Consider the following 21114-nt stretch of genomic DNA (forward strand, 5'->3'; position numbering starts at 1 on the left):
CTTCTTCGTCCCTGTGGCGAGACCCATCCGTCACGCAGCTGCTGCCCGACCGAGGCGTGCGTGCGGTTTACACGATCGGGCAGCGGCTGGCCGCTGTCAGCGGGCGCGTGACTCGGTGACGGTGAACTTGCGGTTGCGGTCGAGCTGCCGCGTGGGCCCGACGATGCGCTGCAGGTCGGATGCGTAGTGCAGGTGCGAGTTGAACACGGTCAGCAGTCGGCCGCCTGGTCGCAGCACTCGTGCGGCCTCTTCGAACATTTCGAGCGCCACGCCGGTATGGACGGCCGCCCCGACGTGGAACGGCGGGTTGCAGGCGACGAGATCGACGCTGTCGTCTTCCGCCTCGCACAGCAGCACGTCACGGCGAACCTCGATGCGATCTGCGAGACCGTTCGCAGCGGCGGTGATCCGTGCGGATGCGACGGCACTGCTCAGCTGGTCGGTCGCGATCACACGGAGCCGGGCATCGGCCCGGGCGAGAACGGTGGCGATGATGCCGGTTCCGCACCCGAGGTCGACGGCCACCGGTCTCTGGTCGCTCGAGCCGCTCTCGGCTTGCTGCTGCTCGAAGAACCGGACCACTGCATCCTGCGCTGCCTGTGACAGATAGGGCAGCAGCGCGCGTGTGCCGATGTCGAGCGAAGCTCCGGCGAAGGCCCCGGGCACTGCACATACAGTGATCGGTGCGATGCCGTGGCTCGGATCGACCTCGGCTTCCGAGAAGGGCAGTGGGGCGGCGCTCGCCGTGTTGGCACTGTGAGCGCTGCGGGCAGTGTCTGCCGTGCTGTCTTCGGCGAGGGGCTCGCTGGCGAGCAGCAGACGCGACTTCTGGTGCGCGAGCGAGGCGCGCACCTGCCCGAAACGCGACTTGAGCACGTCGCTCATGCTCAGCGACATGTGCTTGACTCGCCCGCCGCAGTAGACCTGTACGTCTTCGGCCGGGTGTGCTGCGACGAGGTCGACCAGCAGCCGCAGCTGATCGAGGCTGCGCGGCAGCTGTGCCAGCACGATGCGAGCACCGCCGAACTCCTCGGGATCGAGTGCGATCGTGCGCCATCCCTCTGTGAGGCCCAGCCGCATGGCATTAGCCTGGATGGCCTGCTCGGCGACCAGCGCGTCAGTCCACACGCGCACGTCGACTGCACCGAGCATCCGCGCACCCAGCGTCAGAGCGCCGTGCGTGTCACCGAGCACGACCACCTCGCCCGGTGCGCTCGCGGCGATCTGCTCAGCGGCTTCGGCGAGCAGCAGCCGGTCGGTCGCGTCCGAGGCCTGCAGATTGTCGGCTTCGACATCGGGCCAGCGGCGCAGCTGGTCGAACCATTCGGCGGGCAGGGCAGAGGGAGTGGAAGACATGTCTCAAGGGTAGTCGCCGGGGTTGAGCGGTATCGAGGCATGGCAAATGTCGTCTCAGCCCTTCGAGACATGCCAAGTTCCATGTCTGGATGCTGTGGGCGCGCATTTGCCATGTCCCGATGAGGGGCCGGATGAGGGGCCGGGGGCCGGGTGATGAGCCGGGGCATATGGAGTAGGTATGAGGTCGTGGAATCAGGAGAGATGTCACGGAGGCCCCGTCGGCTGGCTGGACAGATCAGGCTGCTCACAGCTGGCTGGTAACCTGAGAGGCATCATGCCCACTTCGTCGCACACCACTCAGCCAGCATCCCGCCCCAACTCGAAAGGTGGGCGAAAGCCCGCCGAGCTGCTGATCGACGACTTGAACCGCCGCCTGCGCCGAGCGCACATCGCCAATGCGATTCTGGCCATCGTGCTCGCGATCGCGCTGGTAGCCGTCGTCGCCCTCGCCTTCAAGCAGTCGAACGGGCAGTCTGAGCCGACCGCGACCCAGACGACGCAGGCAGATCGCGCAGCCCGTCACCAGCAGAACGATTCCATGGCAGTCGGAGACATCGACGCACCTGTGACCATCGTCGAGTGGATCGACCTGCGCTGCCCCTTCTGCGCGGCTTACGCGAACCAGACGCTGCCGACGATTCTGCAGAACTATGTCGACACCGGCAAGGTGCGCTATGAGTTTCACGATGTGGCCTTCTTCGGGGATCAGTCGGTCGACGCCGCGGTCGCCGCACGGGCCGCCGGCGAGCAGGGCCGCTACGTCGAGTACCTCGAAGCCCTGTACGCAGCGGCTCCGGAGAGCGGGCACCCCGACATGCCCCGCGACCACCTGATCGCCTTCGCTCAGACGGCCAAGGTGCCAGACATGGATCGATTCACGGCAGACCTCGATCGCACCGACCTGCGCCAGGCCGTGCAGCAGAGCACCACCGACGCGCAGCAGCAGGGCATCGACGGTGTCCCGGGATTCCTGATCGGAGACAAGAGCGTCTCAGGCGCCCAGCCAGTCGCGGCGTTCAGCAAGATCATCGACCAGCAGCTGCAGGCCGCCGGGCACTGAGGCTTCCCTGCAGTGGGACGTCAGGCGTGACGCCGCTGCCGGTTGACCCTGCAGTGACGAGTGATGTCAGAGGGTCGCTCTAAGCTCATGACGACGCAGCCTCGCCTGCGCCATGGCCGTCAAGAGTGAGGAAGCGACAAGAATGAACGTGCTGATGCTGGCTCTGCTGGTACTGATCGCCGTGCTGTGCCTGATCGTCATCGTCCTGCTGTTGCGCGGGGGTCGTGGGGATGCTTCGGCGGTCGACTCGCGTGCGCTCGGCCGCGAGGTGCGTGCGGCCGTGGGCGAACTCAAACCTGATCTCTACGCCCAGCAGCACGCGCTCGGGCAGCAGCTCGTGCAGAACTCGCAGGTGGTCGAACAGCGTCTGCAGGCCTTTGAGCATGCTCAGTCGCAGGCAGCTGCTCTGCAGCGTGAGGACGCCGCCCGCGCACGACACGAGATGGGGGCGGCGGTCGATACGCGGCTGGCTTCCTTCGCCGAGCGCATGCAGACGCTGAATGAGACGCTGGCGACAGAGCTCGCGCGTCTGCGGGCCGACAACGAACGCAAGCTCGAACAGATGCGCGCCACCGTCGACGAGAAGCTGCAGGGCACGCTCGAACGGCGCCTGGGCGAGTCATTCCGACTGGTCAGCGATCGGCTCGAACAGGTGCAGAAAGGCCTCGGCGAGATGCAGACGCTCGCCTCTGACGTCGGCGGTCTGAAGCGTGTGCTGACCAACGTGAAGAATCGCGGCAGTTGGGGAGAGGTACAGCTCGGACGTCAGCTCGAAGACCTGCTGGCGCCCGATCAGTACGAGAGCAACGTGATCATTCGCCCCGGCAGCACCGAGAACGTCGAATACGCCGTGCGGCTGCCAGGGCGTGATGAGACGTCGGTGGTCTACCTGCCGATCGACTCGAAGTTTCCACAAGAAGACTACGAGCGTCTGCTGCAGGCGCAGGAGGCCGCCGACACCAGCGGCATCGAGGCTGCCGGCCGCAGCCTCGAGAAGGCAGTTCGCCTGCAGGCGAAGACCATTGCGAGCAAGTACATCGATCCGCCGCACAGCACCGACTTCGCAATCATGTACCTGCCCACCGAAGGTCTCTTCGCCGAAGTGATTCGCCGCCCGGGGCTGGCCAGCGACCTGCAGACGCAGTTCCACGTCATGGTGACCGGGCCGACGACGCTGATGTCGCTGCTCAACAGTCTGCAGCTGGGCTTCAAGACTCTGGCCATCGAACAGCGCACGTCAGAGGTGTGGAAGATCCTGAGTGCTGCGAAAACCGAGTTCGGCAAGTACGGGCAGGTGTGGGAGAAGCTCAGCAAGCAGCTGCAGACGGCCCAGCGCACTGTCGACGAGGCCGGTCGGCGCACGCGCGCGGTCGAGCGCAGGCTGCGCGACGTCGAATCGCTCGATGCCGGCGCACCCGAATCGGCTCAGCTGATGACCGACCTGTTCGAGGCAGACGCGAACCAGGACTGATGCTCGAAGGCCGCGCCCGATCGTGAGAGAGCGCAGCCTTGGGCGGTTCGATACATCTGCGGCCTGCGCGTCGTCTCCCGTGGTCTACGCTTCGTCGCCTGAGATCTGTGCGGCCTGCGCGCTCGGCGCGCCCTGAGAATCTTCTTCCGCCGCCTGCTGTGACGCCTGCTGCTGTGCGATCTCGGCACGAACCTCGTTCATGTCGAGCTGGCCGACCTTCTCGATGATCTCGGTGAGCTGAGCGATGTTCATCGCACCGGGCTGAGCAAAGATCGGAATCTGCTCGCGGAAGATCACGAGCGTCGGAATCGAGCTGATCTGGAAGGCCTGCGCCAGCTCCTGCTGGGCGTCGGTGTCGACCTTGCCGAACACGATCTCGGGGTTCTTCTCTGAGACGTTCTCGAAGACGGGCGCGAATGCTCGGCACGGGCCGCACCACGACGCCCAGAAGTCGAGCAGCACGATGTCATTGCCGGTGATTGTCTCGTTGATGTTCTCGACTGTGATCTCTTGAGTAGCCATCGTCTATGTATATCCGTTCAGTGTGAGTGGGTCAACGGCGAAGCGGGCCAGCGTGCGAGGCGGCACGACTCGATCGCCGGGCAAGACATGGCGACTCCGGCAGCCGTATGCGCCCGCAGAGGGCCTGCTCACCGAAAGATCTTGGCGAACCAGCCTGCGTGCCGCTGCTCTTGCTCATGCCCGGGGCAGCGCTGGTCTTTCGGCACGCCGTGCATGACTTGGTCGACATGCTGGCCGCAGCCGCGCCAGGTGATCTTGCCGCAGGTCTTGCATCGAGTCTGTTGGCACATCGTGGTCTCCTTTGTATGTGGTCGTCGTCGTGGATGCTCAGGCGAGCATCAGGAAGAGCTTCTCGAGCTCCGCGGTGGTCAGCTTGGCATCGCCGGTTCGTGTGAGGCTCTCTTGGGCAGAGGAAGCGTCACTCGAGGCCTCGGCGACCTCGGCACCAGACGACTCTTCATCCGACGGCTTTGCGTCTTCGGACAGACACTCGCGCATCGCGGTCGAGATGATTGCGAAGCCCGCCCGGTCCAGGGCGCTGGTCACAGCCGAGAGCTGCGTCACCACGTCACGGCAGGGAGCCTCGTTCTCGATGGCGTTGATGACACCGTCGAGCTGGCCACGTGCACGGCGCAGCCGGTTGACGATGCGGCGAACAGCCTGAGGGTCGTCACTGATCATGACTGGGTTCCTTTCGATGCGAACTCCGGAGTCGGTGCGGCGAACGCACTCGAAGTGGTGATGAGCTCTTCGCGGCCCTCGGCGCGCAAGGCCGCGCGCAGCGTCTGCATGCCGCCCGAGAGCATCGCCGCATCGAGCCCATGCTGCAGCAGCACGCGCGTCGCGATGTGCGAGCGCACGCCGGCCGCGCAGAGCGTGCGCACCGTCCGACCTCCGGCAGCGAGCTCGATGTCGGCCAGATGCTCGCGCACCACTGTGTGCGGAACGTTGATCGAGCCGGCAAGGTGTCCGTCGGCGAACTCCTGCGGCGAACGGGTGTCGACGACGAGCGACTCGCGCATCACCGAATCGAGATCAGCTGCGTGCCACAGCCGCTGCTGCCCGTTCAGCACGTTCTCGCCGACCATGCCTGCCAGGTTGACAGCGTCTTTCGCCTGCCCGAACGGGGGAGCGTAGGCCAGATCGAGATCGATCAGGTCGACCATGCGCATCTGCGCGCGAATCGCGGTGGCGAGCACGTCGATGCGACGGTCGACCCCGTCGGCGCCCACGATCTGCGCACCGAGCACGAGCCCGTCGGGTCGCCTGAAGTGCACGATCATGTGCATCGCCTGCGCGCCGGGAAAGTAGCCTGCGTGCTGCAGCGGATGCAGATGCACGGTCTCGAAGTCGATCTCGGCATCGCGCAGCGCGTCGGCATTGGCCCCGGTGAACGCGGCCGTGAGCCCGCCGATGCGCAGCACCGCGGTGCCGACCGGCTTCGGCAGCGGATGCGGGTCGCCATCGCGCAGGATGCTGTCGGCCACGAGCCGCCCGGCCCGGTTCGCAGGCCCAGCCAGCGCGACGGGTCGGCGCACGCCAGTCACCGCATCCACGCTGGCGGTCGCGTCACCCACCGCCCAGACCGAGGGCGCGCTGGTTCGGCCGGCGGCGTCCACCAGAATCGCGCCGCGTTCGCAGGTGATGCCCGCCTGCTCGAACACCTCGGTGTCGGGTCGCACGCCTGCCGACAGCACGATCAGATCGGCGGGCACCTCGGTGCCGTCGCTGAGTGAGACGACGTCGTGATCGACGCCCGTCTGGATGCTCACGGCTGTGGTGCGCTCGCGAACGTCGACGCCGATGAACTCGAGCTCGTCGCGCACGAGCACCGCAAGCTCGGGCTCGAGTGGCGTGAGCACGTGCGACGCCGCCTGCACGAGGGTGGTCTCGAGGCCGGCGCTGGCGAGGTTCTCGGCAGCTTCGATGCCGATGAAGCCGCCGCCGAGCACGACGGCGCGGCGGGCTCCCGAGGTGACCTGCTCGCGCAGCGCGAGGGCGTCATGCACCGAACGCAGCGTGTGCAGTCGCGGCGAGTCGATGCCTTCGATCTGCGGATGCCGTGCGCGCCCGCCGGGAGAGAGGATCAGCGCGTCGTACGACAGCGTCTCGTCACCGTCATCGTTGCGCACGGTCACCTCGCAAGCGTCGATGTCGACGGCCGTCACCTCGTTGCGCACGCGCACGTCGAGGTTCAGCGCAGCGCGCAGCGATTCTGGGGTCTGGACGAGCAGCTTCGACTCGTCTGCGATCTCGCCGCCGACATAGTAGGGCAGCCCGCAGTTGGCGAACGAGACGTGCTCGCCGCGCTCGAGCACGATGATCTCGGCCGATTCGTCGAGTCGTCGGGCGCGTGCGGCGGCGCTCATGCCACCTGCGACGCCTCCCACGATGATGATGCGCATGGTGTTCCCCTCGTTTCGTGCGATCTGTCACAGATACCGTGTCGACGGCTCAGCCGTGAGACGTCCAGGTCATTCTGCGGTCAGGTGATCTGAATACCCTGGTGGGTATACGTAAGAGTGTAGCACAACATACCCCTGGGGGTACTTTTGTCGCTCAGTGCGTGGGCGAGGTGATTACCGAGTTCTCTCCGGCGAAGTGGCGCACCAACTCGAGCACGAAGGTCAGCTTGTCAGCGACCTGATCGGTGATCGTGAACGGGTAGAGGTCGTGCTTGCCCATCGAGCGGTTCACCCGGTTGAGCGCGGTCGCCAGCGGATTCCAGATCGACAAGAGGTCTGCTGCGTCTGCCGTCGGTGCACCGGCGAGCGTGGGAATCGACGTCTGCTCGACCCTCACTTTGTCTGGCCAGGAATCAGGAAAACGCAGCTGCAAGCCGTGTGCTGCAGCGGTCTGCAGTGTGTCGGCGATGTGCAGAAAATGCGCGAACGTCTCGGCGAAGTCCTCCCAAGGATGCGTCATCGCGTACTGCGAGATGTAATTCTCGCTGCGTGTGGCGCGATCCTGCCGCCGCTCGTCGTCGTCATCACCGTAGTGGGCGTTGAGCGCTGCGCCGTAATCCTGCCGCTCGTCGCCGAAGAGATCGCGAAAGCGCTTCAGCCAGTCATCGTGCTGAGCAACCAGTGCCTGCCAGTAGTAGTGACCGATCTCGTGTCGAAAGTGCCCGAGCATGGTTCGGTACGGCTCGTCGAGCAGCGCGCGCAGCGCCTCACGGTGCGAATCCTGCGCCTCGGTGATGTCGATGGTGATGACGCCGTTCATGTGGCCGATCATCACCTTCTTGTCATCGGTCGAAGCATCGAGGTCGAATGCGAGCCCGCCGTCAGGCTGCTGGCAGTGGCTGACGATGGGCAGATCCAGGTCGTCGAGCTGAAAGACCAGCCGCCGCTTCGCGTCGGCGGTCTCGGCGAGCAGCCGGATCACTCGTTCGTCGAGGTCGTCGGGAACGCTGCGCGTGAGCGCACATGAGAAGCACAGAGTGTCGGCTGATGCGGCCAGCCAGTTGCAGCCGATGCGCTCGTTCTCGCAGTGATGCCAGCGGTCTCCGCTGTCGTCGATCCATGCCCCGTCCGTCAGCGGCACCATGGTGCGGTCTGCCCTTGAGAAACCCACCTCCGTTCCGCACTCCGTGCAGGCGCGCTGCTCGAAATAGACGATTGAACCGCAGGCCGGGCAGGGGAAGATGCGCATGTGGGCTAAGACTCCTTTGAGATTGTGGCAGCCTGATCTGACAGACTGCAGCTCGGGCCGCGCCCGTCGGCGACTCGACGATAGAGGCGCTCCTGCAGACGGGCGACACCGGGCAGATGATAGATCGTGCGAAGCACACGCCCGCCCAACGCGATGTCCAATGCGCTGTCGACGGCCGCGGCGCCTGAGCATCGCATCCATCGGCCAGAGGGCAGCCTCACGTACAGCCAGACCGATTCGGCGGCCTCGTCGGCCGAGAGACGCAGCGCCTCGCGCACCGGCAGGTTCTGCGAGGGCACGGAGTAAACGCGATCATGTCGATCGAGGCTCTGCAAGATGTCGACGCAGCGCCGGCAGAACTCGCACTCGCCGTCGAACACGAGAATCGTGTCGGCGTGGGCGAGCGGCTCCAGCGCGGGAATCGAAGCCAGGTCGGGGAGTGCGGCAGGGGCGACGTTCATAGCCTCAGGCTACGCCTGTGCAGGACGTGCGAGACCGACGAACTCTCTGATCGCGTCGACTTCGCTGCGAAACTGTGCCGCACCCTCGGCATACGACTGCGCGAGCTTCGCCACGTCGCGCTCCTGGTTGCTGACGGTGAGCCCGGTCGGTGCGAACACGTAGGCCCTGCCGGCCCTTTCGAGTTCGAACAGCTCGGCGCGGGTGCGGTTGTAGTGCTCGGGTCGGGCAGCCAGCGCAGCCGGCACCGCGGGAAAGCGCCGGAACGCCAGCCGGGCCGCAGCGCCCGCCCGAAACCGCGGTTTCACATAGTCGCGCGGACGACTCAGCACCACGATGAACTTGTCGAACCCGGCTGCTCGGGCAGCATCCAACGCGATGCCGCCGGTCGGGCCGAGAGCCCCGTCAACGTAGGTGCGCCCGTCGTGGTGCACGGGAGGCATGAAGATCGGCATCGTCGACGAGGCCTGCACACGGTCGAGCAGACCGTCGAAGCTCGCGATGTCGTCGCGGCCCCAGTAGACGGTGTCGCCGGTGTCGGCGCAGAAGGCGCCGATCGCGAACTGCGCAGGGTTGCGTCGGTACATCTGCCAGTCGAGCGGCAGCGCCTCGCCGGGGTTCGAAGTGTGGTGATAGATGTAGTCGGAGTTGAAGGCTCCCTTGCCGCGCAGCCAGGTGCCGAGGCTGCCGAGGTTCGGGTCGGCGCCGAAGTCGACGAACGACTTGCGTGCCCGCAGCGGGTCGCGACTCAGGTAGTTCACGGTGTGCGATGAGCCTGCCGAGACCCCGCCGACCCAGCCGAAGTTGATGTTCTCGCGCACGAGGCCGGCCACCACTGGTGCGGTGCATGCGGCGCGCATGCCTCCTCCCTCGAAGATGAGGGCGGTGTCGGTGACGTTGATCTCGGGTGCTGAGATGGCGGGGCTCGAATCTGTTGCGACGCGTGGTTCTGACGCGGTGCTGGTGAGGTTTTGGCCTGGTGCGGTCTGTGCGGGGGTTGGCCTAGGTGTGGCCTGAACGGCGGATGCCATGGTGCGGTCTGTCTCGGTGCTCACCATCCCATTGTCTCGCGTTCGGTACGGCGCGTGCGACGGAACTGGCAGGGCGGTGTGCTTCTCTGCCGACACGGATCGCTCCGCACCTGCGCCGATTGCGCGGAAACCTGCCAATCTGGAGCGATCGGTGGCAGTGCCGGCCAATCGGCGCAGGTTCGGAGCGATTTCACTGGGCAGAACCGGTTGCATGGGGCTGTTGTGCGGCCGTCAAATGTGCAAAACCTGCGGTTTTGGTCTGCCTCGGGTTCTCGAGTGTGCAGAACCGTTGCGCTTTCGGCACGTCGAGTGTTCAGAACCTGTTTGATTTCGTCGAGAGCTTAGAAGTCGTGACCTTCACACGGTTTTGTTAGCGTCTTCTGTGCTTTCGTGCTCGACTTCGCAGGAAGTACGCACTCGGTACGTTGCCGCTCGCGTCGCTGCGCAAAACGTGTGGGAAAGAGTTGGTTTCGCCACAAATTCTGTCTATCAGAGAGTGAGGCCTTTCGCGAAGCGTATGGCACATCCTGACCCACATGGCGACGCCAACACGGATCGCTCCGCACCTGCGCCGATTGCGCGGAAACCTGCCAGTCTGGAGCGATCGGTGGCGGTGCCGGCCAATCGGTGCAGGCCGAACCCTTGTCACATCCGCAGGCCGGCGCAGGGGCAGCTTGGCACCACCTGTCAACCTGTCACGACTGCAGCAACGTCACAGCTGCAGCAACCCGTCACAGCCGCAGACCGGCCCCGTTCGGCAGCAACCGTCGCAGCACATCAGACATCGTCACCACACCGACGAACGCACCATCTCTCGTGGCGACGGCGAACTGGCGGCCCGTCTTTCGCATCCGCGCGAGCGCCGCATGCGCAGGCAGGTCGACGGCGAACTCCAACGGCTCTCGCACCAGATCGTCGATGCGATCGTCGTCATCGTGCAGCAGCAGGTCACGCACATGCACCACACCGGGAGTGCCTGGGCGTTCGACGAGCACCCGCAGGTGACCCGAGGCGGCGGCGACGTCGCGCACGTCTGCCGCGGTCGCATCCTGCGTGACGGCGGCAGGATGCGATGGTGCGGCAGGCAGCAGATCGGCGACCGTCAGCCGCTCGAGATCGAGCACCTGCGCCAGCTGGGCACGGAACGCGTCGTCGAGGGTGCCCACGGCGGCCGAATGCTCGACCAGATGGCGAATCGCCTCGACGTTCTGACCCCCGGTGCTGCGCGACTCGGCGGGGGAGTAGCCGCTGGCGGCGACGAGACGGTTGGCGATGCGGTTGATCCAGACGAGCAGCGGGCGCAGCAGCCAGGCCAGACCGCGGGCAGGCAGACTGACGGCGCTCGCAGCTGCCTCGGGGTGTGCGATCGCCCACGACTTCGGAGCCATCTCGCCGATCACCAGATGCAGGAAGGTGACGAACAGCAGGGCGAGCACGAAGGCTCCGCTGTCTGCCAGCCAGTCTGGCGCGCCCCAAGCGGCAAGGACCGGACTGAGCCACGCGTCGACCGCGGGCTTGGTGATCGCACCCAGCGCGAACGTGCAGATCGTGATGCCGAACTGGGCCACGGCGAGCATGATCGTCAGCTCGTTCATGCCGCGCAGCGCGGCTCGTGCGCGCAGGCTCGTCGCTGCGTCTGCCTCCAGCCTGGGGCGGCGAGCGGCCAGCAGCGCGAACTCGATGATGACGAAGAATGCGCTGAGCACGATGAGCACGGTGGTCGCGATCACGACGAAGAGCGGTGACTGTGTCATCGGTGGCCTCCCTCGGTGTCTGGGGTGGCCGGGTGCGTGTCCATCGCATCCGCATCTCGCTCGATCAGATGCAGCCGCAGCCGGCTCGGCACGAGCCGCTCGACCTCAAGCGCCGTGATCTCGAGCTCTCGCTGCACCGGTTCGCCCTCGGCGAGGTCTGCCGGGTCGGCGGGCAGCGCGACGGTCACAGTGTCACCAGGTTCGAGGAACGCGCCGCTCGCGCTGATCGCAAGGCCGGCGACGGTCTCGACGTCGTCTTCGGGCAGCTGTCTGCCGATGATGCGGGACGCCTCGTCGATATGGGTGTCGCCGCCGACCTCCCAGCTCTGCGAGGGCTGATCGACGTGGATGCGGTGGAGCGCGTTCTCGCGGCCTCCGTCGTGTTCGTCGGTGATCTCGCCGACGAGCTCTTCGGCGACGTCTTCGGTGGTGATGATGCCGGCGAAGCCTCCGTATTCGTCGATGGCGCAGGCCAGCTGTGCACCGGCTTCGCGCATCTCGTCGAGCGCGGCGGGCAGCGGCATGAGGGTGGGCACGAGCACCGGGGTGCGCATGATCACCGAGACGGGGTCTGTCTCGGCACCGGTGTGTCGCAGCAGATCAATCAGCTGCACCACGCCGCAGGGGTCGGCACGGTCGTCGAGCACCGGAAAACGACTGTGCCCGTGGGCCATCTCGCGCCGCAGGTCTGCGATAGTGGTCTCTGATGTCACGGTCGCAACCCGTGATGCCGGGATCATCGCGTGTTCGACGTCGTCGTTGGGAAAGTCGAGCACACGATCGATGAGCACGGCCAGATCAGCCGGCAGGTGCCCGCTCTCGCGAGAGTCGGCGACAGCCCGCCGCAGCTCTTGCGGCGAGGCGCTGGAGTCGACATCGTGCACCGGTGTGACGCCGATGAGGCGCACGAAGAGATTGGCCGCGACGTCGAAGACGGCGATCAGCCAGCCGAAGACGGCCAGGTAGATCTGGGTCGAGCGGGCCAGCCGCAGGGCCAGTGGCTCAGGCGCCGAGATCGCCAGATTCTTGGGGTAGAGCTCGCCGAAGATCATCTGCACGATCGTCGCGATGACGAGCACGCCGATGGTGCTCACCGGAATCGTGACGGCGGCGGGTACCCCGAGGCCTCCGAAGACCTGGGCGAGGGAATCGCCGATCAGTGGCTCGGCGATGTATCCGACGAGCAGGCCGGTGACGGTGATGCCCAACTGCGCGCCGGAGAGCATGAACGAGGTGCGCTTGGTGACGGAGAGTGCTCGCTGGGCGCGCCTGTCACCGGTCTCGGCTCGGGCGGCCAGGCCGGCTCGGTCGACCGACATGTAGGCGAACTCCTGCGCCACGAAGTAGCCGTTGACGACGATGATGACCAGAATCAGCACCACGCCGAGCAGTAGAGAGAGCAGCAGCCCGGTCATGAGGTGCTCGTCTCAGTGGCGATCAAACCGGCCAGCGGTGTGGCGGGCTGATCGGCGATCGGCCTGTGGCGGCGAGGTGCGGCCCCGCCAGGGTCGTCAGCGCGCGGATGCGAGCGCGCGTGACGGCGGATCGAACGGTGTCGTGGTGCTCGGCGTGCGGTAGGCGTTGAACCCAATTGGCGAGTCGCTCCTTCATTCGCGGCTGGTCGCATGAGTGTAGCAGGAGTGGTGGGTGTGGGCACCGCGAGCAAGGCCAGTAGGCTCGCTGCAAGACCCACTGACGGGAACAACGAAGGGTGTCTCATGGACGAGAAGCTGACCGCAATGCTCCAGAAGCTTCATTCGCAAGGTGTCGCTTACGACGCTGGCCAGCCGGACCGGCTGGATCGGTTGCGCAATCTGGAACCAGAGTCAGCAGCGCTGTTATCCCTGCTCGTTCGCGCGACGGGCGCGCGCAACGTGTTGGAGCTCGGCACGTCGAACGGGTACTCGACGCTCTGGTTGGCCGACGCCGTCCGTCTGGCGAACGGGCGGCTGGTCAGTGTGGAACTCGATGCGGACCGAAGCGCGCAGGCTGCACAGAACCTTGACCGGGCGGGTCTGCGTGACCGAGTCGAGCTGCGCAATGAGGATGCCAGACAAGCTCTGCGTGAATCTCGCGATGCCGAATGGGATCTGATCTTCCTTGATGCCGAACGGCCGGAGTACCCCGCATATTGGCCAGATCTTGTGCGCACGCTTCGTCCGCAGGGCCTGCTCGTGGTCGATAATGTGCTTTCGCATGCGGATCAGGTCGTCGAGTTTCGGGAACTGATTCAGGCAGACGACAGAGCGACTGAAGCTCTTGTGCCGATTGGAGCCGGGCTTCTCCTGGTCGTCGTCGGCGGTGCTGACATCCAGTAAGAGCAGGGGCTTCGACCGGAGAGAACGCACAGAACCCAAGCTGAGGCTCGAGCCCTGTGCAGTGAAGCAGATTACGCTGCGAATCAGTCGTAGAAGTGCGCGGTGGCTCTCAGCTGGTCGGCGAACTTATAGATCTCGTCAAGGGTGTCGATCGTTTCACGAGTCTCGTTCTTCTCGGTGTCGAAGAGTCCGATGTACTTCTGCCCGGTGTTGAAATGGAGACGTGCGATCGGCTTGCGATTGTTGTCGTCGAGCAGAATTCCGAAGTAAGACTTGGTGTCGCGCTGGGCGATGCGTGCTGGTGAGACTTCGCTGCAGACGATGGCTCGCACGATCTGATAGGCCTCGATCTCTTCCAAAGTGGTCTCGATGCCTTTGTCCGACTTCTCGTCAGGATGATCCACGCTGGCCTGTGCCACGTTGGCGCTGGCCGCGGGGCCGGAGACCGATGCGTCATCGGATTCGGTCTGGTAGGCCTGGCTGCCCAAGGCCGCCTTGAGCCGGTCGTTGACTTGGTCTGCCAAGAACTGTTTCATGGCTTTCGGTACCAGACTTGAGAACAGGTCGCGAACCTTCTGCGTGAAGGATCCGTCGTACACGCGCGAAGCGACCATCTTGATCCAATCGTCATCAGGTGCTTTGAACTGAGTGGCCAGGGCACGTTTGAGCTCACCGACGTACTTGAGCTCCTCAGCGGCGTTCAAGACGGAGTCGAGGTCGAAGACCTCTTTTGTGAGCTTGTTGAGCTCGGGGATGACGACGGGATCCAGATCAGACACCTGGAATCGGAGGAACGGCTTCTCGTCCATTCGATTGGGCTTCTCAAGATCGGTGAAGAACTTGTACTCATCACCGTTAGTCAGGATGGCGATGCGTGCATTCGTGACGGCGAAGTATCGAAACAGCTGTGAGGCATGGTTGATATTGAGATCTTCGCCGATCTTCTTGCACTCGACGAGAATCTGCACGACATCGTCTTTGATGATCGCGTAGTCGATCTTCTCGCCCTTCTTCGTGCCGATGTCTGCGGTGTACTCGGGCACCACTTCGTTCGGGTTGAAGACGTCGTACCCTAACACGAGCGAGATGAAGGGCATCACAAATGCGTTTTTTGTGGCTTCTTCGGTTTCGATCGCGTCGCGCTGCTTATCGATCTTTGTGGCCAGGCTGTTCAGACGCTCGGTGATCTCGGGCACGTTTCCCCCTTATTGGATTGTGGCAAGCTCGTTTAGCCTATGAGGCAGGACCAAGACCCAACGGTACTGACGCGCAGTCGCAGGGGAGTTCCTCAGAACTTTCCCTTGTCTGCATTCTGAGGTGATCCAGCGCGTACCCGAGGGTCGCATATGAGCAGAGACGAGTGAGGTCAGAGTGACTGAGTCGCGTGTTGGGGCGGGGCAGCAGCATCTGCGCATCGCACCGAGCGATGCCGAAGTGCCAATTCGAAAAGACGAATCGGCTGCGTCGCATTGCAGCCGCAGATGTAGCCGTGCGACAACCAAAGAGGTGAAGAACCTACTGCATATATGGGGTGGCTAACGGGACTTGAACCCGCGACATCCGGCACCACAAGCCGGCGCTCTACCAACTGAGCTATAGCCACCATGTGCACTCGATCGCTCGAACGCAGCGCGTTTTATCTTACTGGTTTTGCAGCAGCGACGCGAATCGGGTTTCCGAGGCTTCGCATGCGGCCGTCGCCTCGGTGCTCGTCGGGCCGGGCTCGGCCACGATGAAGGTGCGCCGGTAGTAGTCGAGCTCGCGAATCGACTCGATGATGTCGGCCATCGCGCGGTGCCCGCCATGCTTTTCAGGGGAGTGGTAGTACGCTCGCGGAAACCACCGTCGAGCGAGCTCTTTGAGGCTCGATACGTCGATGTTGCGATAGCTGAGGTGCTCGTCGAGCTCGGGCAGGTCACGGGCGAGAAAGCCGCGGTCGGTGCCGATCGAGTTGCCGGCCAGTGGGTTCGCCTGTGGCCGCGGTGCGTGCTTCTTCACGTACGCCATCACCTGATCGTTGGCCTCGGCCAGCGAGATCCCGTCATCGAGTTCGTCGAGCAGGCCCGACTCGGTGTGCATGTTCCGCACGAAGTCATTCATGCCGGCCAGAGCATCCGCCGACGGTTTGATGATCAGATCGATGCCCGCGTCGCACACGTTGAGATTCTCGTCAGTCGCGATCACTGCGATCTCGATCAGGGCGTCTCGATGCAGGTCGAGCCCGGTCATCTCGCAGTCGATCCAGATGATGTTCTTGCCGTGTGGCACGAGGCCTCCAAGTGATTCTGAGTCTCCCCGGCAGGATTTGAACCCGCGACACAAGGGGTAGAAACCCTCTGCTCTGTCCACTGAGCTACGGGGAGAGGCGCCGCACTCGGCACCCAACGATGATACACCGAGCGCGGCGGCGGTGCACGGTGGTCGCCGCTGCCCTCGAGTCGCGACTCGAGCTGCGACGCGGCTCGAGAACCGAGACGCTGACGCAGTTCGTCAGAGACCGCTGCTCGCCAGCACTGACGCCATAGAATGCAAGGCATGTCGAGAATCTTCCATGACCTGACCGAGACGGTCGGTCGCAGTCCGCTCGTGCAGCTGAACCGACTGACAGCCGCCGCGCAGCCGGGCGCGCGCGTGCTGGTCAAGCTTGAGTCGTTCAACCCCGGGTCGAGCATCAAAGACCGCACGGCTCTCTCGATCGTGCGCGCCGCCGAAGCCGACGGCAGCCTCGGCCGGGGCAGGGGCATTCTCGAGGCGACGAGCGGCAACACCGGCATCGCCCTGGCCTGGATCGGTGCTGTGCGCGGCTACCGCGTGGTCATCGTCATGCCCGACGACGTCTCACTCGAGCGTCGCACATTGATCAGGGCGCTCGGTGCCGAGCTGGTGCTCACGCCGGGTGACGAGGGTATGGCCGGCGCGAATCAGCGTGCGGGAGAGATACTCGAAGGCGACCCGAGCCTAGTGCTCACGGGGCAGGGCGGCAACGAGGCCAATCCGAGAGCGCACTTCGGCAGCACAGGTCCCGAAATCTGGGATGACACCGATGGTGAGGTGGATGTTCTGGTTGCGACGACCGGAACCGGCGGAACGATCAGCGGTACCGGGCGGTTTCTGAAACAGGTGAAGGCCGATATCGAGGTGATCGGGGTCGAGCCAGCCGAGGCGCCGGTGCTGAGCGGCGGTGAGTGGCGACCGCACAAGGTTCAGGGCATCACGGGCGGCGACGGCACCCCGCCGGTGACCGACGTCGAGGTGATCGACCGCATGGTGACCGTTGAGCAGGATCAGGCCATCGAAGCCTCGCGGCAGGCCGCACGTCTGGAAGGGCTGATCGTCGGCATCTCGTCGGGCGCAGCACTGCTGGCCGCGACTCGACTTGCGAGCGAGCCAGAATACGCGGGCAAGACGATTGTCGCGGTGCTGCCTGATACGGGGGAGCGGTACATCACGAGTGAGCTGTACGATCACGTGCGGTGAGCAGAACGGCGGCCATCCGACCCTCCGGAGAGAGCAGATGACCGCCGTTGACGACTCTGGTCGGGTCAGCCCATGATGCGCAGGCGAATGGTCTCATCCATGTCGCGCAGCACATCGAGCACCGATTCCTCAACCCAGGCGTTCACGTCGGTCACCGCATAGCCGATCTGGCCGCGGGTGGCCAGCACCTGGCTGTCGATGTTCACGCCGAGATCGCTGAGCGTGTTGTTCACCTTCGCGAGCACGCCCGGAATGTTGCGGTGAATGTGGGCGATGCGGTGGATGCCGTCGGTCCAGGGCAGCGTCAGCACCGGCAGGTTGACGCTCAGGCTGGTGTCGCCGTGCTTGATGTAGTCGATGAGCTTGCCCGAGACGAAGCGGCCGATGTTGCGCTGGGCCTCTTCGGTCGAACCGCCGATGTGTGGAGTGAGGATGACGTTGTCGAACTCGGCGAGCTTGGTCTCGAAGGCGTCGCCGCGCTTCTTGGGCTCGGCGGGGTAGACGTCGATCGCCGCGCCGCCGACGTGACCGCTCTTGACCGCGTCGTAGAGGGCCTCGATGTCGACGACGTGGCCGCGTGAGTTGTTGATGAACATCGCGCCGTCTTTCAAGGCGGCGAACTGTTCGGTGCCGAAGAAGTTGGTGTTCGACTTGCGGCCGTCAACGTGCAGGGTCACGACGTCGCTCTCTTCGAGCAGCTCGTTGAGCGTATGCCGGCGTTCGGCGTTGCCCATCGCGAGCTTCTCTTCGAGGTCGTAGAAGACGACCTTCATGCCGAGGGCCTCGGCGACGACCGAGAGCTGGGCGCCGATGTTTCCGTAGCCGATGATGCCGAGCGTGCGGTGACGCACCTCGTGCGAGCCGGTCGCAGCTTTGTCCCAGATGCCGCGGTGAGCCATCCGGTCTTTCTCGGGAATGTGACGCACGAGCATGATCAGCTCGCCGATGACCAGCTCGACGACCGAGCGGGTGTTCGAGTATGGCGCGTTGAAGACTGCGATGCCACGCTCTGCGGCTGCAGGCAGGTCGATCTGGTTGGTGCCGATGCTGAACGCGCCGACTGCCTCGAGCTGCGGGGCGTTGGCGAGCACGCGATCGGTGACGTGAGTCTTCGATCGAATGCCGAGCACCGAGACGTCGGCGAGCTTCGAGATGAGCTCGTCTTCGTCGAGCGCACCACCGACGGTGGCGACCTCGAAACCTCGGGCCTTCAGATTTGAGATGGCAAGCGGATGGATGTTCTCGAGAAGTAGGGCTTTGTGCACCTCTTAATGCTAACCCCGGTGGAGTCTCAGCGAAACCGCGGGTTCGCCACGCCGTGTCATGCGGCCCGGGTGACGAACGTTGCGCCATGTGTCAGCCGAGAGGCTGTGGGCGGGTGAAGCGACATAGGCTGCCACCACAATGTCACCACTCACCGCCGTCTTCGTTCTGTCGGGCCTCTGCCTCATCGCGACAGCGCTCGGTCTGTTCTGGCGCTTGCGGCAGGGGCGACTCGTGCGCAACCGATCTCAGCAGACGCCACCATGGCATCCTGCGACGACCACTGCCGACCCGGTGCTGGGGCGGCTCGGCCGGCGAGCGACGATCGTGCAGATGTCGACCGAAGTCTGCGCCCACTGCCCATCAGTGCGCCGGTCGCTCACCGCGATCAGCGCGGCCGACCCAGACATCGCCTTCGTCGAGATCGACGTCGGCAGTGATCTCGACACCGCTCGACGTTATGGCATTCGACGCACACCCACGGTGTTGTTCTTCGATGCACACGGTTCTCAGGCCGGCCGGGTCGAGGGGCCGGCGACGCACAGCCGCTACCGCGAGCTGATCGACGACCTGCTGCACACGGCAGGCATCGAGGTATCCAGAGGAGGCTCACATGAGTGATAAGACGTATACGCTGCAGGCCCAGCCAAACGGGCCGGGCATCGACCCCAGGGCACCGCGCTTTGGGGCGAACACCACTTGGGTGCTGCTGCTCGTCGTGTTGTTTCTCAACCTGGTCGAAGGCCCCGGGGTCCGAACTGGTGAGCCGGGCGGGCCGCAGACTCGCGCCAGCTTCTGGCTCTTGCTGGTGGTGACGCTGCTCTTCGCCTGGGGTGCGTTTCTGGGGTCGAAGACGCATCCGTACTCCGTACTGTTTCGCACTGTGGTTCGCCCGAGACTGGCACCACCAGAACAGCTCGAAAACCCGAGGCCGCCGCGATTCGCCCAGCTCGTGGGGTTCGTCTTCACTGCCGTCGCCCTGGTGCTGGCGCTGCTGGGCGTGCCGTGGGGACTCTTCGTGCCCACCGCCGTCGCGTTCGTCGCGGCCTTTCTCAACGGAGTCTTCGGCTACTGCCTCGGCTGCGAGGTCTATCTGCTGCTGGCGCGCGCTAAACTGGTGAAGCTCTGACGCACGATAGTCGAAGCAGATCCCCGTTCGCTCTCGCAGCAGACACGTGATCCTTCGGCGTTCGCTCAGAGCGAGCAGCGTGACACCAGACGCCACGTCAAGATCTCATGAGCGAGAGAGGAAGCCCTTGTCCGGCTCCACAGACATGACCGACCAGTCGCACACGACTCCGCAGTCGACGCAACCCAGCCATCCTGCGTGGATCGAACGCGTCTTTCACGTCGCCAAGCGCGGCTCGACCGTCGGCACCGAGGTGCGCGGCGGGCTGGTCAGCTTCGTGGCGATGGCCTACATCGTCATTCTGAACCCCTTGATCATCGGCGGGTTCTCGCCCGACCAGGCGGCGGTGGATGTCGCAGGCGGCTTCCTGCCCAACAACCAGGTCGCAGCGGTGACGGCACTGACCGCCGGCGTGATGACCATCCTTTTCGGCTTCGTCGCGAACCTGCCGTTCGGGCTCGCCGCAGGTCTCGGCGTGAACTCGTTCCTGGCCGTGAGCGTGGTCGGCGAGGTCACCTGGCCTGAGGCGATGGGCCTGGTCGTGATCAACGGCATCGTCATCACGATTCTGTCGCTCACCGGTCTGCGCACGATGATCTTCGAGTCGATTCCGCAGCAGCTGAAGACGGCCATCACGGTCGGCATCGGTCTGTTCATCGCATTCATCGGCTTCGTCGACTCGGGGCTGGTGCGGTCGACGGGCTTCAACTCGCCTCCGGTGCAGCTCGGCGAGGGCGGCTCGGTGCACACCTGGCCGGTCGTCATGTTCGTGGTGTCGCTGATCATCATCGCCGTGCTCATGGCGCGAAAGATCAAGGGCGCACTGCTGATCGGCATCGTCGCATCGACCATCGTGGCAATGATCCTCGAGGCGGTGCTGCACCTCGGCAGCTCGGTCGACAACCCCGGTGGCTGGGGCCTCAGCGTGCCGCAGCTGCCCAGCAGCCTGTTCTCGCTGCCCGATCTCAGCCTGGTCGGCAACTTCGACTTCGGCGCCTTCGGTCGCATCGGCTACCTGTCGTCGATCATGCTGATCTTCACCCTGTTCTTCACCAGCTTCTTCGACGCGATGGGCACGATGACCGGCCTTGCGAAGGCGGGCGGCCTGGCCGACGAGAAGGGCAACTTTCCTCGACTCAAGTCGGCGATGGTCATGGAGGGCGTCGCCGTCGCAGCCGGCGGTGCGACTTCGGGTTCGGCCAATACGGTGTTCGTCGATTCGGCGGCCGGCGTCGGCGAGGGCGCGCGAACCGGTCTGGCCTCGGTGGTCACCGGCGCGCTGTTCCTGCTGGCGATGTTCTTCAGCCCGCTGACCACGATCGTGCCGGCTGAGGTCGCCTCGGCCGCCCTGGTCGCCGTCGGTTCGCTGATGGTGTCGCAGATCAAAGACATCGACTGGAGCGAATACTCGGCCGCGCTGCCGGTCTTCCTGACGATCACAGTGATGCCGCTGACCTACTCGATCGCCAACGGCATCGGCGTCGGGTTCATCAGCTGGGTGCTGGTGCGGTCGATCTCGGGCAAGGCACGTCACATCTCGCCGCTGCTCTGGATCGTCTCGATCGGTTTCGCGGTGTACTTCGCACGCGGTCCGCTGCAGGCACTGATCGGAGGCTGATC

20 protein-coding genes and 2 tRNA genes are annotated in these 21114 nt (G+C 64.8%); 7 read left to right on the forward strand and 15 right to left on the reverse strand.

Annotation, left to right across the window (positions count from 1 at the left end):
- Window positions 1-96: 96 nt before the first annotated feature.
- Entirely contained in the window at window positions 97-1356 is a 1260-nt protein-coding gene (locus tag F8O07_RS05235; protein WP_158031058.1) for a class I SAM-dependent methyltransferase, read from the reverse strand.
- Window positions 1357-1630: 274 nt separating this feature from the next.
- Here F8O07_RS05235 and F8O07_RS05240 point away from each other — a divergent pair, with 274 nt between their 5' ends.
- The gene (locus F8O07_RS05240) at window positions 1631-2416 is read left to right on the forward strand and encodes a DsbA family protein (protein ID WP_158031059.1); all 786 of its coding nucleotides are present in this window, start codon (window positions 1631-1633) and stop codon (window positions 2414-2416) included.
- Window positions 2417-2558: 142 nt separating this feature from the next.
- Complete coding sequence (locus tag F8O07_RS05245) at window positions 2559-3887, forward strand: DNA recombination protein RmuC (protein ID WP_158031060.1); 1329 nt, start codon at window positions 2559-2561, stop codon at window positions 3885-3887.
- 84 nt (window positions 3888-3971) lie between these two features.
- Here the strand turns inward: F8O07_RS05245 and trxA are convergent, their stop codons facing one another.
- The 9 genes from trxA to F8O07_RS05285 form a co-directional block, all read right to left on the reverse strand.
- Window positions 3972-4409, reverse strand: a complete 438-nt coding sequence (gene trxA, locus F8O07_RS05250) for a thioredoxin (protein ID WP_158031061.1) — start codon at window positions 4407-4409, stop codon at window positions 3972-3974.
- Between the two features lie 128 nt (window positions 4410-4537).
- Complete coding sequence (locus F8O07_RS10535; RefSeq protein WP_192496649.1) at window positions 4538-4699, reverse strand: hypothetical protein; 162 nt, start codon at window positions 4697-4699, stop codon at window positions 4538-4540.
- Window positions 4700-4736: 37 nt separating this feature from the next.
- Complete coding sequence (locus F8O07_RS05255; protein WP_158031062.1) at window positions 4737-5090, reverse strand: metal-sensitive transcriptional regulator; 354 nt, start codon at window positions 5088-5090, stop codon at window positions 4737-4739.
- Complete coding sequence (locus tag F8O07_RS05260; protein ID WP_158031063.1) at window positions 5087-6814, reverse strand: FAD-dependent oxidoreductase; 1728 nt, start codon at window positions 6812-6814, stop codon at window positions 5087-5089. The genes F8O07_RS05255 and F8O07_RS05260 overlap by 4 nt, the downstream gene beginning before the upstream one ends.
- 154 nt (window positions 6815-6968) lie before the next feature.
- Complete coding sequence (locus F8O07_RS05265) at window positions 6969-8063, reverse strand: putative zinc-binding metallopeptidase (RefSeq protein WP_158031064.1); 1095 nt, start codon at window positions 8061-8063, stop codon at window positions 6969-6971.
- A 5-nt stretch (window positions 8064-8068) separates the two neighbouring features.
- Window positions 8069-8524, reverse strand: coding sequence for a thiol-disulfide oxidoreductase DCC family protein (locus F8O07_RS05270; RefSeq protein WP_158031065.1), 456 nt, complete (start codon window positions 8522-8524; stop codon window positions 8069-8071).
- 9 nt (window positions 8525-8533) lie between these two features.
- On the reverse strand, window positions 8534-9577 hold the full coding sequence (locus F8O07_RS05275) for a patatin family protein (RefSeq protein WP_225733187.1): 1044 nt from the start codon (window positions 9575-9577) through the stop codon (window positions 8534-8536).
- A 707-nt stretch (window positions 9578-10284) separates the two neighbouring features.
- The gene (locus F8O07_RS05280) at window positions 10285-11307 is read right to left on the reverse strand and encodes a CNNM domain-containing protein (protein WP_158031066.1); all 1023 of its coding nucleotides are present in this window, start codon (window positions 11305-11307) and stop codon (window positions 10285-10287) included.
- A complete protein-coding gene (locus tag F8O07_RS05285; protein ID WP_158031067.1) occupies window positions 11304-12722 on the reverse strand; it encodes a hemolysin family protein in 1419 nt (472 codons plus the stop codon). The genes F8O07_RS05280 and F8O07_RS05285 overlap by 4 nt, the downstream gene beginning before the upstream one ends.
- Before the next feature lie 303 nt (window positions 12723-13025).
- On the opposite strand from F8O07_RS05285, the gene F8O07_RS05290 reads away from it, so the two are divergent.
- Window positions 13026-13625 (forward strand): O-methyltransferase, encoded by a 600-nt coding sequence (locus F8O07_RS05290; protein WP_158031068.1) that lies wholly within the window; start codon window positions 13026-13028, stop codon window positions 13623-13625.
- An 83-nt stretch (window positions 13626-13708) separates the two neighbouring features.
- Here F8O07_RS05290 and F8O07_RS05295 read toward each other — a convergent pair whose 3' ends face one another.
- The 4 genes from F8O07_RS05295 to F8O07_RS05310 form a co-directional block, all read right to left on the reverse strand.
- Window positions 13709-14821, reverse strand: coding sequence for a type I restriction endonuclease (locus F8O07_RS05295; protein WP_225733188.1), 1113 nt, complete (start codon window positions 14819-14821; stop codon window positions 13709-13711).
- A gap of 331 nt (window positions 14822-15152) precedes the next feature.
- Window positions 15153-15228: transfer RNA gene (locus tag F8O07_RS05300), tRNA-His, on the reverse strand.
- A 38-nt stretch (window positions 15229-15266) separates the two neighbouring features.
- Entirely contained in the window at window positions 15267-15893 is a 627-nt protein-coding gene (gene orn / locus F8O07_RS05305) for an oligoribonuclease (RefSeq protein WP_225733189.1), read from the reverse strand.
- Window positions 15894-15915: 22 nt separating this feature from the next.
- Window positions 15916-15988: transfer RNA gene (locus F8O07_RS05310), tRNA-Arg, on the reverse strand.
- 172 nt (window positions 15989-16160) lie between these two features.
- Between F8O07_RS05310 and cysK the strand changes: the two genes are divergently transcribed.
- Window positions 16161-17102: a cysteine synthase A gene (gene cysK, locus F8O07_RS05315; RefSeq protein ID WP_158031069.1), complete on the forward strand. Its 942-nt coding sequence runs from the start codon at window positions 16161-16163 to the stop codon at window positions 17100-17102.
- A gap of 65 nt (window positions 17103-17167) precedes the next feature.
- On the opposite strand, the gene serA is transcribed toward cysK, so the two are convergent.
- The gene (serA, locus tag F8O07_RS05320; protein WP_158031070.1) at window positions 17168-18367 is read right to left on the reverse strand and encodes a phosphoglycerate dehydrogenase; all 1200 of its coding nucleotides are present in this window, start codon (window positions 18365-18367) and stop codon (window positions 17168-17170) included.
- Between the two features lie 139 nt (window positions 18368-18506).
- Between serA and F8O07_RS05325 the strand changes: the two genes are divergently transcribed.
- The 3 genes from F8O07_RS05325 to F8O07_RS05335 all read left to right on the forward strand — a co-directional run bounded on the left by F8O07_RS05325 (window position 18507) and on the right by F8O07_RS05335 (window position 21112).
- Window positions 18507-18986 carry a thioredoxin family protein gene (locus F8O07_RS05325; RefSeq protein WP_158031071.1) on the forward strand — a complete coding sequence of 160 codons (480 nt, stop codon included), beginning with the start codon at window positions 18507-18509 and terminating at the stop codon, window positions 18984-18986.
- On the forward strand, window positions 18979-19494 hold the full coding sequence (locus tag F8O07_RS05330) for a DUF4395 domain-containing protein (protein WP_158031072.1): 516 nt from the start codon (window positions 18979-18981) through the stop codon (window positions 19492-19494). Before F8O07_RS05325 ends, F8O07_RS05330 begins: the two co-directional genes overlap by 8 nt.
- Before the next feature lie 145 nt (window positions 19495-19639).
- On the forward strand, window positions 19640-21112 hold the full coding sequence (locus F8O07_RS05335; RefSeq protein ID WP_158031809.1) for an NCS2 family permease: 1473 nt from the start codon (window positions 19640-19642) through the stop codon (window positions 21110-21112).
- Window positions 21113-21114 lie beyond the last annotated feature (2 nt).

The organism is Pseudoclavibacter sp. CFCC 13796, from assembly GCF_008831185.1.
Taxonomy (GTDB): domain Bacteria; phylum Actinomycetota; class Actinomycetes; order Actinomycetales; family Microbacteriaceae; genus Pseudoclavibacter_A.